The following is a 15,116-nucleotide window of genomic DNA, read 5'->3' as shown; positions in this document are numbered from 1 at the left end:
GTCCTTCACGAGCGGTCTGCGGGCGGAGTCGACGAGCGGTCTGCGGGCGGGCCCGATGAGTGGCCCTCGGGCGGCGGTGACGGGTGCACGGGCGGCGGTGACGACTGGTGCGCGGGCGTGGTCAGGGTGGGGGCCGCGGCGGGGACCCGGTCACCCGGCTCTTCGCGCGTGTTCTCCGCCTCCCCTTCCTCGCTCGGTTCGCCCCGGTCGTACGGCGCCCCGTCGTCGTCGGTGGCTCGGGCCCGGAGTGTGCCGCGCTGGAAGCCGGCCAGAGAGGAGGCCGCCCGTTCCGCGGTGAAGTCGGTGAGGTCGGTGAAGCCGTCCGCGTCCTGGCCGCCGGTGTCCGCCGGCCCGGCGTCCTCCCGCAGTTCGGTGGCCAGGCTGGTCTGCGGCACGCGGCGGGGCAGCGGGGTGAGTCCGTCCCGCCGGACGGTGGCCGCGGCCGGAGCGGTGCCGGTGCCGGACCGGGAGGCGGCCGGGGCCGTGCCGGACCGGGAGGCGGAGGGATCGGCCGTGCGGGCCCGGGCGGCGGGCCGCGCCTCTCCGGTGCGCTCGTGCGACAGGCGGCCCCCGGCGGCAGCGGTGCCCGGGTTCGTCACGGCCCTGGCCGGTGCGGGTAGGTCGGCGTCCGCCGGGCCGGCGGGGTCCGTGTCCGGAGCGGCCGGGCCCGGTGTCTCGCACACCACGATCTCGTGCGGGATCAGCACGATCGCGGTGGTTCCGCCGTACGGCGAGGACCGCAGGGTGACGGCGATGCCGTGCCGGGTGGCGAGCCGGGCGATCACGAACATGCCGAGCCGCAGGTCGTCGGCCAGCGCCACCACGTCGAACTGCGGAGCCACCGTCAACTGGGAGTTGAACGCCGCGTAGTCCTCCTCGGACAGGCCCAGACCCCGGTCCTCGATCTCCACGGCCAGCCCCTTGGCCACCATCGCGGCCCGCACCCCGACCGGGCTGGGCGCGGGGGAGTAGGCGGTGGCGTTGTCGATGAGCTCCGCCAGCAGGTGGATGACGTCCGCCACCGCGGGCGGCGTGAGGTACACCTCGTCGTCGGCGTGCACCTCCACCCGCTGGTACTGGGCGACCTCGCCGACGGCGCTGCGCAGGATGTCGATCAGCGCGACCGGTTCGGTCCAGCTGCGCCGGGGCTGCTCACCGCTGATGATGACGAGGTTCTCCTCGTAGCGCCGCAACTGACTTGCCGTGGAGTCGAGTTCGTACAGGCCCTTGAGGATCTGCGGGTCCTGGTGCTCGCGTTCCAGCGCGTCGAGCTTGCTGAGCTGCAGGTTGACCAGGTTCTGGCTCTGCCGGGCGATGCCCAGGATCACCTTCTGGAAGCCGCGTCTGGTGTCGGCGAGTTCCACCGCGGTGTGCACCGCCGTGCGTTGCGCGGTGTTGAAGGCCTGGGCCACCTGGCCGAGTTCGTCCCCGCCGTAGTCCAGCGGCGGGGTGGCGAGGTCCACGTCCACCTTCTCGCCCCGGTCCAGCCGGGCGACCACGTCGGGCAGCCGCTCCTCGGCCAGGCTGAGCGTGGCCAGCCGCAGGCCGCGCAGCCGCCGGGACAGGGAGCGCGTGATGCGCCACGACATCACGACGCACAGCAGCAGGGCGACGAGTCCGCCCGCGCTCAGCGCCGCCGCCTTGACCAGCAGCCCGTGGGCCTTGTCGGCGCTGCGGTCGAGCAGCCCCGCGGTCTGCTGCCGGATCAGGTCCGAGTACTGGGCGGAGATCCTGGTGAGCGCGGCGTTCCAGCGCCGGCCCGCGTCCGGCAGCTCGACCGTCCGGGCCACCGCGCCGTGCGCCGTCCGGGCCGCGAGCACCTGGTCCTCGACGGACTCCAGCGTCCTCCAGTCCTGGCTCTGCAGGATCCGTTCGACCCGCGTCTTCACGGCGCCGTCCAGGGAGGAGAGGACCTGGCCGCGGAAGACCCAGCGCCGTACGTCGACGAGTTGCGCGAACCGTGTCCACGCCTTCTCGTCGAGCTTCCCCGTGGGCCAGGCCAGTGCGAGTTCGGCGTCCTCCTGGGCGACCAGTTCCGCGCCGCTTCCCAGGGTGATCAGCGGGCCGGCCTGGGAGGTGAGGTCGCCGTCGTCGACCTGGGAGAGCTCCTGGAAGGCGTGGATCTGGCCGTCGATGATCGCGGTGTACTGGTCCAGCGCCTGCTGGGCGGTGATGTCGGTGGGGTGGTCCACCTGTCCCCGGTAGTACTCCAGGCTTCCCACCGACGCCAGGACCGAGTACAGGCGGTCCCCGACCCGGGCGGGCGCGTTCTTGATGTCGTCCGAGCGGCGCACCAGTTTCGCGACGGCCTCGTCCGTCCTCCCGCGCTGCCGGTCCAGCGCGGTCCGTGAACCGTGCGGCGAGGCCAGCCACGCCGCCGACAGACTGCGCTCCTGTTGCAGCGCGAGCGTCGCGTCGGTGCCCATGGCGCCGGTGGACCTGCTCAGTTCGGTCTGCGACCGCAGCCGCAGCCCCTCCGAGAAGATCTGCGTGGTCGTCACACCCCACATGGCGCCGAGGGTGACGCTGGGCACCAGCGCCAGCAGGATCAGGGAGAGACGTATGGAGCCGAGACGGCGCCGGGCACCTGTCCGTGGAGACATCGTCGTCCTAGTGCGATCAGCGGGGGGAGGAGCGGTTCGGCGGACGGGCGGGGGGTGACCGCGTGTCCGGTACGGCACTGGAGGTGCGCAGGATGCTATCCGTACAAGTGCCCGTACGCACCGTGAGTGTCCGAAAACCTTGGGGCCTGTGATGCCGTGCGCGCCGCCGGGGACGAGCGGTGGGACCGGCTCAACGGGTGCCTTCGGCGGCGAACTTGGCGACGGAGGCGACGTTCTCCTTGGTGACGAACGCCGGTCCGGTGAGCACGGGTGCCGTTCCGCCGCCGCTGAAGTTGCCGTTGGACCTGTAGAGCCAGAGCGAGTCCACGGCGAGGTAGCCCTGTAGGTAGGGCTGTTGGTCCACCGCGAACTGCACGTCCCCGCTCCGCACCGCCTTCACCAGACTGCTGTTGAGGTCGAAGGTGGCGACTGCCGCCCTGCTGCCCGCCTCCTTCACCGACTTCACCGCGCCGAGCGCGAACTGTGCCCCCATCATGACGACTTCGTCGACGCTCGGGTCCTGTCGGAGTCTGGTCGCGACGGCGGTGGTGACCGCCTTCATGTCGGTACCGTTGACATAGAGCAGGTCGGTGTCGCCGGTGAACGCCTTCTTCACCCCGGCGCAGCGTGCCTCCAGGGCGACGTTGCCCTGCTCGTGGATGACGCAGAGGGCGTGCCTGGCCTTGAGTTCGTCCAGCTTGTCGCCGAGCGCCCGGCCCGCGACGCTCTCGTCCTGGCCGAAGTACTCCAGCAGGCCCTCGGACCGCCAGGCGTCGATACCGGAGTTGAGGCCGACCACCGGTATGCCCGCGGCCTTGGCCGCGGTGACGGCGCTCTTCATCGCCTCCGGTTTGGCCAGGGTCACCGCGATGCCGTCGACCCGGTCGCGGACCGCGTCCCGCACCAGGCTCGCCTGCCCCGCGGCGTCGGAGTCGCTCGCGTAGGTGAGGTCGATGTCGTCCTTGGCGGCCGCCGCCTGAGCGCCCTTCCGCACCAGTTCCCAGAAGGCGTCTCCGTCGGCGCCGTGGGTGATCAGGGCGACCTTGATGTGGCCGGTGCCCGCCTTCCCCGCCGCTCCGGTGCCCGCGCCGGAGTCCGATCCGCCGGAGCAGCCGGCCAGGAGCAGGGTGACGGCGACGGCGACGACCGTGCCGCGCGCGGATCCGGGGGAGTGGTGAGGTGTGGGGGACGTGTTCATCGGAGTGCGGCACCTCGCTGTGCGGCCCAGCAGAAGGACGGGGAGGGGGGAACTCGGCGCGGTCATAGGGCTGTTGTGCACCGACTCTTGGACTTTCGTTGGGCCGGAGCCAATCGTGTGTGACGCACGGTCGTCAAGCGAGCGGTCATGAGCGGGGAGTGCGCACGGTCGAGTCCAGGCCTCACCGGGACCCCGACCGTCACCCCCTTGACAGGTGACGAACGGCTTGCGAGGATCAGGCGCAACGTTCAGGACGGGGAGGTCGGAATGACGGGTGAGAAGCAGGAGCCGGGTATGGCCGAGGCGGCGGTCCGGCGGGCGCGGTTCGGCGCGCTTCCGGAGCGGATCCGCCTGGAGGACACGGTCGAGGAGCGGCCGGCCACGCTGCCGGACCCGGCGAGGGACGCGTACAACGAGGACGAGTGGCTCGTCCGCACGTGCCTGTGAGACCGCGTTCCGACCGGTCGGCGCGGACGTCTCCTTCGTACGTACGGCGATCCGTACGGGGCTGAAGGGCGCACGCGGTCAGCTCCCGGCGAGGCCGTCCGCCTCCACGACCGCCCGCGCGAAGGCCTCGGGCGCTTCCTGTGGCACGTTGTGACCGATGTCCGCCAGGGTTCGGTGCGCGTAGGGCCCCGAGAACCGGTCGCGGTACGACGATCCGTCGCCGGCCGCGGTGAAGGGGTCCTTGCCACCGTCGAGGGTGACGGTGGGCACCGCGACGACAGGGCTCGCGGCCAGCTGCCGCTCCAGCCGGTCGTAGCGCGGGTCGCCCTGCGCCAGGCCGAGCCGCCACCGGTAGTTGTGGATCACGATGGCGACGTAGTCCGGATTGTCGAACGCCTTCGCCGTACGGTCGAACGTGGCGTCGTCGTAGTGCCACGTCGGGGAGTTGAACGTCCAGACCAGGCGTGCCAGGTCGGCCCTGTTCTCCTTGAGGCCGAGCCGTCCACGCTCGGTGGCGAAGTAGTACTGGTACCACCACGCCCACTCGGCCTTCGGCGGCAACGGCCGCTTGTTGCGCTCGCGGTCGGTGATCAGATAGCCGCCCACGGAGACCAGGGCCCTGCACCGCTCGGGCCGAAGCACGGCGATGATGTCGGCCGTCCGCGCTCCCCAGTCGAAACCGGCCAGCACCGCCTTGTCGATCTTGAGTGCGTCCATCAGCGCGATGATGTCGAGCGCGACCACCGACTGCTGGGCGTTGCGGAAGGTCCTGGCGGACCGGAAGCGCGTGGTGCCGTGGCCGCGCAGGTACGGCACGATCACCCGGTGGCCGCGCGCCGCCAGCAGCGGCGCGACCTCGACGAAGCTGTGGATGTCGTAGGGCCAGCCGTGCAGCAGGACGACCGCGGGGCCGTGGGCGGGGCCGGCCTCCGCGTAGCCGACGCTCAGTTCCCCGGCCTCGACCCGCCGGAGACGGCCGAAGGACGCGTGCCCCGGCGCGGGCGTCGGGGAGACCGCCCCCGTGGGAGCGCCGACCGCCCCGTCCGCGGTGGCGCCGGTGTCGGACCACCCGGTGAGCGAAGCCCCTGCCGCGCCCACGCCCACGATCTTGCCGAAGCTCCGTCGGTCGACCATCCGTAACCCTTCCGTGGCGGTCAGGGGACCGGCAGCGTCTGCTCGGCCCAGATCGTCTTCCCTGCGCAGGTCGTGCGGGTGCCCCAGCGGTCGGTGAGCTGGGCGACGAGGAGCAGCCCGCGACCGCCCTCGTCGTAGGTACGGGCCCTGCGCAGATGGGGAGAGGTGCTGCTGGCGTCGGAGACCTCGCAGATCAGGGCGCGGTCGCGGATGAGCCGGAGCTGGATCGGCGCGCCGCCGTAACGGATGGCGTTGGTGACCAGTTCGCTGACGACCAGTTCCGTCACAGCGGCGATCTCGTCGAGTCCCCAGCGGGCCAGCTGCTCGGTCGCGTGCTGCCGCGCCTCGGCGACCACCGCCGGATCGGCCGGCAGGTCCCACCGGGCCACCTGCTCGGCGTCCAGCGCGCGGGTGCGGGCCAGCAGCAGGGCCACGTCGTCCGCGGGGCGCTGGGGGAGCATGGCCTTGAGCACGTTGTCGCAGACGTCCTCCAGGTCCCCTGCGGGGGTCGCCAGCGCCTCGCCCAGGGCTCTGGTGCCCGTGTCCACATCGAGGTCGCGGGCCTCTACGAGACCGTCGGTGAAGAGGGCGAGCACGGTTCCCTCCGGCAGCTCCAGCTCGGTGGACTCGAACGGGAGGCCGCCGACCCCGAGCATCGGTCCCGCGCTCACCTCGACGGCCCGGACGGTTCCGTCGGGGAACAGGGCGACGGGCGGCGGGTGCCCGGCGGCGGCGACCGTGCAGCGCCGGGACACCGGGTCGTAGACCGCGTACAGGCAGGTCGCGCCGATCTCGCCGCCCGTCGCGCCGTCGTCGCCCGCGAGGTGTCCGACCAGGTCGTCGAGGTGGGTGAGCAACTCGTCCGGGGGCAGATCGACGTCGGCCAGCGTCCACACCGCCGTGCGCAGCCTGCCCATCGTCACGGAGGCGTGGAGGCCGTGCCCGACGACATCGCCGACGACGAGCGCGACCCGGGTCCCGGACAGCGGGATCACGTCGAACCAGTCGCCGCCGACACCGGCCCGGGACAGGGCCGGAAGATAGCGGGAGGCGAACTCGACCGCCGCCTGGCCCGCCATCGCCTGCGGCAGCAGACTGCGCTGCAGGGCCAGCGCGGTGGTGCGCTCCTTGGTGTACCTGCGGGCGTTGTCCACGCAGACGGCCGCCCGGCCTGCCAGCTCCTGCGCCAGCGTCGCGTCGTCCCGGTCGAAGGGGTCGGGGTTCTCGGCGCTGAGCAGCCGGGCGAAGACCGCCACCCCCAGAGTCGTGCCCCGCGCCACCAGCGGTACCGCCATCAGCGAGAAGGCGCGGTGGGCCGCCTGGTGCAGCTTGGTGGACCGGGAGCCGTGCTCCGCGAGCCAGGTGTCGACGCCCGGATCGCCGGTCCCGGCGAGCACCGCACGACCGGTGGCCAGGGCGCGGGCCGGCGGGGAGTACGACGGATAGACGTCCGCCGCGCCCAGGTCGATCGCGGCCTCCGGCACCCCGGGGGTGCCGGAGTGGTGGGCGACTCGGCGCAGTTCCACCTCGGCGTCCACCGGTCCCACGGCCGGTTCGTCGCCCCGGAGCACCGAGTCCAGCAGGTCCACGCTCGCGAAGTCCGCCAGCTTGGGCACCGTCAGCTCGGCCAGTTCCCGTGCGGTGTGGATCACGTCCAGCTTGGTGCCGATGCAGGTGGCGGCCCTGTTCAGGAGGGCGAGCCGCTGCCGTGTCCCGTACTCCTCGGTGCTGTCGAACGCGGCCAGCCCGACCCCGAGCAACTCCCCGGCCGGCTCCCGCAGCGGCCACATCTCTATGGTCCAGGCACGTGTGCGCGATCCGGAGGGGGAGCGGGTCCAGCTCTCGTAGTGGACCGGCCGCCCGGTCTCGACCACCTTGCGCAGATGATGCAGGAAGCCGCGGCTGAGTTCCGCGTTCTCCACGGTGTCGGGAAAGAAACGGTGGCGCACCTCGGCCTCCCGGGCCCCGATGATCCGGCACGCCGTGTCGTTCACCCGCAGATACCGCTGTTCGGTGTCGAAGACCGACATGGGCGTCGACGACTGGGTGAAGGCCAGCTCGCCCAGCATCCGGCCGCGCTCGTCCGGCGCGCCGGTGATCACGTACCCCCGCTGCTCCCCGTGCTCGCCCTGGAGCGGGCAGACCCGCAGGGCCAGTTCGCTGCGCCGACCGTCCCAGTGCCGTACGGCGACGATCGCGCCGTGGCTGGTGCGCAGGATCTGCCAGGCCGCGGCGGCGTCCCCGTCCACCAGGGCCGACACCGGACGTCCGGCGATCTCCGCGGCGGCGTAGCCGGTCAGCAGGCGGGCGCCCTCGCTCCAGCCCCTGACGATGCCGTGGGCGTCGACCACCACCATGGCGTCGCCTCGCGCGGCCGCGCGCCCGGCATCGCCCGGCAATATCACCATATGTACAAGGATGCGGTGATCGGGCAGTCGCATCAACCCAGGGGCCGGAGCGGGTGCCGGGCGCGTTCGGCTCTCCCGCGGGCCGCGCCACCGGTGCCCGCACCGGCCCCGGCCGTCCACCTGTCCTGGGTCCGGCCGGGGCGGGCGCTGCCACCGGGCTCTTGCGGGTCCTCCGGGCTATGCCTTCGTCGCCGTGGTCTGCCGCTGCCGGCGCCCGCGCAGCAGACGCCTGCGCGGCTCCTGGTCGGGAAGCCAGCCGAAGGCCATGCAGCTGCCGGCCGCCCCGAGGAGCAGGCCGAGGAAGAAGCCTCCGAGGTTGGAGGTGAGCCAGGTGCCGAGCGAGAGAAGGATGCCGAGCAGCGAGTAGAACAGGCGCTGCGCGGGGTTGAAGAGGATCAGCAGACCGCACACGAGCATGACCGTCGGCAGCAGATAGCCCGCCACGCCCTGCATGCCGATGTGCATGACGACCTTGAGGGACGCCTTCTCGGTCAGGAGGATCTCCGCCCCGCCCAGGGTGAGCAGCAGCCCGCCCCAGAAGGGGCGGCGTGCGCGCCACTGCCGGAAGCCCGACCTCGGATTCCGGACCCGGGTCATCAGCAGCCCGTGCCGCTGAAGCGGAGCTTGAGGCCCGGAAGCTTGAACACGGCCGCGGTGGTCGCGTAGTTGGTCTGCCGCAGATTGCCGATGTGGACGGTGTCGGCCTGCTGGCTGAAGACGCCCTTGTTCCCCTGGACGCTGGCCTTGTCGAGCGTGCTCGCGTCGTTGCCGATCTCGATGTTCCCGAAGGACGCGTCACCCGACAGCTCGGTCGAGTCCGTGGTCAGGTCGGTCGCCTGCACCTTGTCCGAGCCGCCGCCCGCGGTGATGACCAGGTTGGTGCCGCCCAGGTCGACGCTCTGGCACAGCTTGGTCAGCGTCGCGTTCTTGATGGCGGAGGTGACGACCAGGACCTGGCCACCGGTGTCGCCGGCGTTCGGGCTGTCCTCGGCCATGTTGTCGAGGTTCCCGAACTGCTCGAAGCCGGTGCCGTTCAGCTCCGTGGCCGTCACGACGAACGGCATGCCGGAGATGGCGAACTGCACGCCCAGGGCGCCCTGGGCGGTGAGGATCATCAGTCCCGCGGCGATCGCGGTGGCAGGCACCGCCATCACCGCGGCGCGGCGCAGACGGACCCGCCCGCGTCGGTCGGAACCGCTCTCGGGGTTCTCGGGGGTGGGACCGGTGGACGCCGTGGCGTCCGAGGACGAGGCCATGTTCTGCTCCCTGGACATAGTCAACGCAGGTGCGGCTTGAGCGGCACGTGTCCTGGCGCGGACAGGGCTGCCGCGTACGCCTCCTCGCAACTCCCGGCGATCGCAAGGGCTTTCTCGTTACGCAGCAGTAGCCTGCTTGGAAGTTACCGGGGGTTACATTCGCGGGTCAAGGGACTTGTGGCAAGCGGATGTCGATTGTGTGGCATCTGTGTGCACGGCTTCCCGTCGCCGACCCGTTGACCTCCAACTTCCCTACCGTGCCTTGACGTTGACTATCCATCAGGTCTACAACTCAGCCTTGTTTCCGATGGATCCGTGGCGCCGGGTCCGTCAGCACGGCGCATGTCACCCTCCCGGCCCCGCCCCCTGCGGCGGGGCGTGCGTGACCCCTCCGAACGTCCCGTGCGCATCCTCGTCACCGTCGTCACCCCACGGCACCGGCGCGGCCGACTTCCCCCCTTGCGGTCGCGCCCGGTAGCCCCTCGCCGCTGCCGGTCCGTCGCGTACGGAGAAGACGTCACGGGCCGGCAGCGGACTCCAGCTCCGTGTCCACCGGGACGGCCAGGACCATGCCCCCCGGTGAGCCCGGGACCGCACCTCTCTCCGAACCAGGCCCCGCACCCCCCGTCAGATCAGAAAGAGGCTCCCCCATGCGTACGCGATCCCTGCTCGCCCTCGTCGGTGTCGCCGCGGCCCTCTCGGTCTCCGCGATCTCCCCCGCCTCCGCCGACGACACCCCGGTGCTCACCGCGGGCGGCGCCGCCGTCGCCACCGGCGATGTGCTCACCGCCTCGCTGGCGAGCGGCACCAAGGCCACGCTCTACTCCAGCAGCACCGGCACGAGCGGCGTCTCCTGTGCCGCGTCGGCCTTCACCGCCACGGCCACCGACAACCCGACGGCCCCCGGCACCGCCACCGAGTCGCTCACCGGCCACACCTTCGGCAGTTGCACCAGCAATGTCATCGGCGTGCTCGGCGTCACCGGCGTCACGGTCAACAACCTCCCGTACGCCACCACGGTCGCCTCCGACGGCACGGTCACCGTCACCCCGGCCGCCGGCTCGACCATCCAGACCACCGTCGTGCTGCGCACCCTTCTCGGCAGCATCACCTGCGTCTACCAGGCCCCCAGCCTGACCGGTACGGCGAGCAACACCGACAACAGCATCACCTTCACCAACCAGCAGTTCGCCAAGGCCTCGGGCTCGTCCCTGTGCTTCAGCAACGGCTACTTCACCGCCAAGTACGCCCCCGTCACCGACACCACCCAGCCGGGCGGCCCGGCGGTCACCGTCAACTGACCGACCACCGGACCACCGGTCACCGCCGGCGTCGCAGCGTGAGCGCGACGCCGGCGGTGAGCAGGAGGGCCGCCGCTCCCCCCGCCCCCGCGACGAGGGGGAGCGAGCCACTGCCCCCGGACGAGTTGTCGGCGGCCGGGGTGAGGTGGTCGGGCGCGGACACCTGCGACGCGGACGGCGTGACCGGCCGCGAGGGTGTCGGCGACTGCCCGGCCGGCGACTTCGTGCCCTGCGCCGCCTTCCCGGTCGCGCGGCCGGGTGCGGTCGTCCGTGCTGCCCGCGCCGATGTCGGCGCGGCCTTGGCGCCAGCACCCGTGCCACGGGCGGCGGCGGGGAAGACCACGTCCGAGCACGAGTAGTACGTGTCCGTCGTACTCGTGTTCTGCCAGATCGTGTAGAGCATCTGCCGGCCGGTGCGGTCGGACGGCAGCGTGGCCCTGATCCGGTACGCGCCGTTCACCAGCGCCGGGTCGGTGGCCGTGGCGAACGGCTTCGTCGGCAGGTCGGACCAGGTCAGGGGCTTGGACGGGTCGTAACCCGGCTTGCTCAGATACAGCTTGAAGGTCCCCGTGTGCGGAATCGTCGAACTGTAGGAGAGGGTGAAGCTCGCGCCCGGTGTCATCCGGGTCGAGGGCCAGTCGGCGCGGGCGAGGTCGAGGCCCTTGTAGGCGGGCAGGTTCCCGCTGCACAGCTTCCCGTCCGGGATCACCTGCCGGTCCCTGCCGTTGACGCCGGCGACCCGGAGGTTGTCCCACGCGGTGAAGGGCGCTCCGTTCGCCGCGATCGCCGCCTTGCAGGCCGTGGTGCGGTTGTCGCCGCCGCCCTCGGGGGAGCAGGCGAACACCCGGCTGACCGGATCCGTCGGCGCTCCGTGCGCCTGGGCCGGTCCCGCGGCCCACGTCAGCAGGAGCAGCGGGGCCGCCGCGGCGACAGCGGCCGCGGTGGCGGTGCGGTGTGCGGTCATCCGGTGGGTCTCCTCGACGGCTGGGATGCGGGTGCGGCCGTACCGCGCCTCGCGGCGACGGCCACAGGGCTGCACTGCGTGACGGCCACAGGGCTGCGCTGCATGGTGAAGTACGGGGGCGCGCGGCCGTGTGTTCAGATCCGCAGCACGCCGCGGTACGGGGAGCGCTGCCGTGCGTCCGGAGCCGGGGTGCGGCGGCGACGCGCCGGTTGTCCGGGTCCGGGTGCGGCGTGTGCCGCCGGGTGTCCGGATCCGGGGTGCGGGCGTGTGCCGCCGGGTGCGTGAGGGGACCTCTCCGGCGGGCGCGGGCCACCGCCGGGCAGGGGTGCCGACGCGCTGCCGCGGCCCGCCGCCGGCTCGGCCGGTACCGCGGACGCAGCCGGTACGGTGAGCCGCATGCCTGAGCCCGTCGCCTCCGCCGAACCCCCCGCTGCTGCCGGCGCGCCCGTGATCCTCGGCGACGTACCGGGCTCGTTCCCCCGGAGCGTGCTGGCCGAACGGCATCCGGCGCTCATCCGGAAGGTGCGGGACGCCTTCCCGTACGGTCCCGAGCAGCGGCGCGCGCTCGACGCCCTCCTGAAGAACTCCGCCGAGGGCGTCCTCGAACCGCTCGGCGCGCGGGCGCGGGACCGCGAGCAGTGGGAGGTCTGGGGCGGCCGGGAGTACTTCGGCCGGCCCTGGTTCGACGTGCCCTTTCTCTGGTCCGAGAGCTACTTCTACCGCCAACTCCTGGAAGCCGTCGGTTACTTCACTCCAGGACCCTGGCAGGGCGTCGACCCCTTCCGGCCGTTCAAGCTCGCCGAGCTCGACACCCCTGAGGCGGACGAGGAGCTCGCCGCGCTCGACGAGCTCGCCGACCGGCCCACGGCGGAACAGGACGAGGCACTGCTGCTGGGCTCACTGTGGGGCAACCGCGCGGACCTCGGATTCCGCCTCGCGGCCGCGAATGACGAGGCGGCCACCGTTTCCCAACTGGTCGTGAACGAGGGCGAGTCCCTGCGGTCCCTGTTCGCCGGCGGCACCCTCTGTGTGGTCGCGGACAACTCCGGTCGGGAACTCGTCCCCGACCTGCTGCTCATCGACCACCTCCTGCGCGGTCGTCGCGTCGAACGGGCCGTCCTGCACGTGAAGCCGTACCCGTACTACGTCTCCGACGCCACCACCGCCGACGTGATCGACGCCCTGCGCCGTCTCAAGGCCGCGCCCGGTGCGGCCGGGGCCTCGGGCCACCGCCTGTGGTCGGCGATGACCGACGGCCGCCTCACGGTCCGGGCCCACCCCTTCTCCTGCGCCCCGCTGCCCTACGCGGACATGCCCGACGACCTGCGCCGGGAGTTCGCGGAGGCCGACGTCACCCTCATGAAGGGCGACCTGAACTACCGCCGCCTCGTGGGTGACCGGCGCTATCCGGCCACCACCCCGTTCGCCGGGACGACCGCCTACTTCCCGGGCCCGGTGGCCGCCCTGCGCACGCTCAAGTCCGACGTGGTCGTCGGTCTCGACCCCCGCACCGAGACCGCGCTCGTCGCGGCCGAGGACCAGCGCTGGCGCACCGGCGGCACGCATGCGCTGATCCAGGTGAGGCGCTGAGACCGCGGGCTCATCCCACCCGCACGGGCAGTGACTTGAGGCCGTTGATGAAGTTCGAGACGAGACGGCGCGGGGCCCCCGCCATGGTCAGTGTCGGCAGGACGCGCAGCGACTCCTCGTAGAGCACGCGCAGTTGCAGCCGCGCGAAGTGCGCGCCCAGGCAGACGTGCGGTCCGTCGCCGAAGGAGACGTGGGGGTTGGGGGAGCGGGCCAGGTCGACCCGGTGCGGGTCGGCGAAAACGCGCTCGTCGTGGTTGGCCGAGGCGTGGAAGACGACCACCTTGTCACCCGCGCGGATGCGCTGCCCCGCCAGCTCGGTGTCGACGGCCGCCGTACGGCGGAAGCTGAGGACGGGCGGGTGCAGACGCAGCAACTCATCCACCGCGGTGTCGAGTCCGACCGTCCCGGAGCGCAGGGCGGCATACGCGTCCGGATGGCGGGCGAGCGTCAGGAGACCGCCCGGAGCGGCGCTGCGCACGGTGTCGTTGCCCGCGACCGTGAGGAGGAAGAAGAACATCTCCAGTTCCGCCAGGGCGAGTTCGGGATCGGTGGCGAGCGTGGTCAGCACGTCGTCGCTCGGCTGGGACTTCTTGTGGAGAGCCAGTCGGTGCGCGTAGGCGAACATGTCCCGCAGCAGGGCCGGGGAGCGCGGATTGACGGGCCTGCCGCTCGCGTCGTGGACGGGCTCGCCCGCCTCGTCGGGGTCCTGGTAGCCGATCACCCGCCGCGTCCAGTGCAGCAGCAGGTCGCGGTCGCGCTCCGGTACGCCGAGCAGGTCCGCGAGGTTGAGCAGGGCGTAGTCGTCGGTGACGGAGGCGACGAGGTCGCAGCGTCCGTCACCCGCGCGGGCCTCGCGGACCGCGTCCTCGAGCAGGGCGCGGGCCCGTCCGCGGACGACCGACGTGAAGTGCTCGATCCGGCGGGGCGTGAAGGCGCGGCTGACCAGACGTCTCAGCCGGCCGTGGTCCGGGGGATCCTGATTGAGCATCATCCGGCGGATGAACGGGAGGTCGTCCGGATCGGGATCCCGGATCTGGGTCGCTCCGAGACGCGAGGAGTACGTCGCCGGGTCCTTGAGCACCCGGACCACGTCCGCGTGCCGGGTCACCGCCCAGAACCCGGTTCCGGCGGGCCAGCCGAGCACCTCGGGTTCTTCCTGCCAGGCCACCGGGTGATGGTCGCGCAGCGTGCGGTAGGCGGCGTGCGGGACTCCGTCGGCGTACCGCCGGGGGTCGAAGACGTCGGGGACGGGCGGCGCGGTCTCCCGTACGCTCACGCCCCGCCTCCGGCCCTGTCCGCGTCCGTTTCCTCCGCGCGCAGGAAGGACTCCACGACGCCGATCAGGTCGAGCGGGCTCTCGTCCATCGCGTAGTGCCCGGTCCGGGCCAGCTCATGGAGTTCGGCGTCCGGGTACCAGCGCATCCAGGTCTCCCGCATCAGGGTGGCCGACAGGGCGGGGTCCAGGGCGCCCGTCACGGCCAGCGCCGGCACCCGCGCGCCCTCGACCTCGGCGTGGAAGTCCGCGCCGGCCCACGAGTCCAGGTAGGCGCGGAACGCCTTCGGGTCGCTGAGTGCCAGCGACCTCGCCACCATCCGGTCCAGCCAGGCCGCGGGCAGTCGGCCGCCGGTCGTGACGTCCATGATGGTCCGCCGGTTCTCCGGCCGGTGCGCCGCGTCCGCGAACAGCTCCCACTGCTCCTCCGGCAGGGACAGTCCCGACGCGGGCACCGGCGAGACCCCGACCAGGCGGCGCAGCCGGTCCGGGGCGAGTGTGAGCACGCGCTGCGCGACGGTGCCCCCCATCGAGTGGCCGATCACCGAGAACCGCTCCCACCCCAACCGGTCCGCCAGCTCGACGACATCGGCGGCCGCCTCGGCGGTCGTGTACGCGCCGACGACGTCCTTCGCCTCCCCGTAGCCGCGCAGGTCGACCAGCGCGTACTGGAACGCGGCACGGTCGAGGTCGGGCAGCACGGCCGCGTACGCGGACCGGTCGGCGAACCAGCCGTGCACGGCGATCACCTTGTGGGGGCCGTCGCCGTGCACTTCATGAGGAAGCACGAAGGAGGTCATGCGCCCACGGTGACGCCGGGCGCCCGGGTCGGCAAGAGCACCGACGGACGCCCGGTGTTCCGCCGGGGGAACCGACGTGCGGACGGGTCGGCCGTCGCCGAACGCCCGTCGGGGCGGGTGTCGCCACCGGCCCGACCCGCCG

Annotated in this window: 12 protein-coding genes; 3 read left to right on the top strand and 9 right to left on the bottom strand. The window is 72.4% G+C overall.

The window, feature by feature from the left end; genetic code table 11:
* Positions 1-5: 5 nt before the first annotated feature.
* Both OG199_RS12055 and OG199_RS12050 read right to left on the bottom strand, forming a co-directional pair.
* A complete protein-coding gene (locus tag OG199_RS12055; protein WP_401801270.1) occupies positions 6-2,603 on the bottom strand; it encodes a nitrate- and nitrite sensing domain-containing protein in 2,598 nt (865 codons plus the stop codon).
* Positions 2,604-2,793: 190 nt separating this feature from the next.
* Positions 2,794-3,801 carry a substrate-binding domain-containing protein gene (locus OG199_RS12050; protein ID WP_405829444.1) on the bottom strand — a complete coding sequence of 336 codons (1,008 nt, stop codon included), beginning with the start codon at positions 3,799-3,801 and terminating at the stop codon, positions 2,794-2,796.
* Between the two features lie 267 nt (positions 3,802-4,068).
* Here OG199_RS12050 and OG199_RS12045 point away from each other — a divergent pair, with 267 nt between their 5' ends.
* Positions 4,069-4,248, top strand: a complete 180-nt coding sequence (locus OG199_RS12045; protein WP_401801265.1) for a hypothetical protein — start codon at positions 4,069-4,071, stop codon at positions 4,246-4,248.
* A 78-nt stretch (positions 4,249-4,326) separates the two neighbouring features.
* Here OG199_RS12045 and OG199_RS12040 read toward each other — a convergent pair whose 3' ends face one another.
* The 4 genes from OG199_RS12040 to OG199_RS12025 form a co-directional block, all read right to left on the bottom strand.
* Positions 4,327-5,382 carry an alpha/beta fold hydrolase gene (locus tag OG199_RS12040; protein WP_405829443.1) on the bottom strand — a complete coding sequence of 352 codons (1,056 nt, stop codon included), beginning with the start codon at positions 5,380-5,382 and terminating at the stop codon, positions 4,327-4,329.
* Between the two features lie 20 nt (positions 5,383-5,402).
* The gene (locus OG199_RS12035; RefSeq protein WP_405829442.1) at positions 5,403-7,790 is read right to left on the bottom strand and encodes a SpoIIE family protein phosphatase; all 2,388 of its coding nucleotides are present in this window, start codon (positions 7,788-7,790) and stop codon (positions 5,403-5,405) included.
* A gap of 177 nt (positions 7,791-7,967) precedes the next feature.
* On the bottom strand, positions 7,968-8,387 hold the full coding sequence (locus OG199_RS12030) for a DUF6114 domain-containing protein (protein ID WP_405829440.1): 420 nt from the start codon (positions 8,385-8,387) through the stop codon (positions 7,968-7,970).
* Entirely contained in the window at positions 8,387-9,046 is a 660-nt protein-coding gene (locus OG199_RS12025; protein ID WP_405829438.1) for a DUF6230 family protein, read from the bottom strand. Before OG199_RS12025 ends, OG199_RS12030 begins: the two co-directional genes overlap by 1 nt.
* Before the next feature lie 650 nt (positions 9,047-9,696).
* Here OG199_RS12025 and OG199_RS12020 point away from each other — a divergent pair.
* A complete protein-coding gene (locus OG199_RS12020) occupies positions 9,697-10,347 on the top strand; it encodes a Tat pathway signal sequence domain protein (protein ID WP_356805825.1) in 651 nt (216 codons plus the stop codon).
* A 19-nt stretch (positions 10,348-10,366) separates the two neighbouring features.
* Here the strand turns inward: OG199_RS12020 and OG199_RS12015 are convergent, their stop codons facing one another.
* Positions 10,367-11,311: a lytic polysaccharide monooxygenase gene (locus OG199_RS12015; RefSeq protein ID WP_405829436.1), complete on the bottom strand. Its 945-nt coding sequence runs from the start codon at positions 11,309-11,311 to the stop codon at positions 10,367-10,369.
* Positions 11,312-11,707: 396 nt separating this feature from the next.
* Here OG199_RS12015 and OG199_RS12010 point away from each other — a divergent pair, with 396 nt between their 5' ends.
* On the top strand, positions 11,708-12,901 hold the full coding sequence (locus OG199_RS12010) for a damage-control phosphatase ARMT1 family protein (RefSeq protein ID WP_405829434.1): 1,194 nt from the start codon (positions 11,708-11,710) through the stop codon (positions 12,899-12,901).
* Between the two features lie 10 nt (positions 12,902-12,911).
* On the opposite strand, the gene OG199_RS12005 is transcribed toward OG199_RS12010, so the two are convergent.
* Positions 12,912-14,177: a cytochrome P450 gene (locus OG199_RS12005; protein ID WP_405829432.1), complete on the bottom strand. Its 1,266-nt coding sequence runs from the start codon at positions 14,175-14,177 to the stop codon at positions 12,912-12,914.
* Positions 14,174-14,974, bottom strand: a complete 801-nt coding sequence (locus OG199_RS12000; RefSeq protein WP_405829431.1) for an alpha/beta fold hydrolase — start codon at positions 14,972-14,974, stop codon at positions 14,174-14,176. The genes OG199_RS12005 and OG199_RS12000 overlap by 4 nt, the downstream gene beginning before the upstream one ends.
* Positions 14,975-15,116 lie beyond the last annotated feature (142 nt).

The organism is Streptomyces sp. NBC_01176 (genome assembly GCF_045039825.1).
GTDB lineage: Bacteria > Actinomycetota > Actinomycetes > Streptomycetales > Streptomycetaceae > Streptomyces.
Note: the sequence above shows the minus strand (reverse complement) of the source record. Positions and strands in the feature narration are given on the sequence as shown.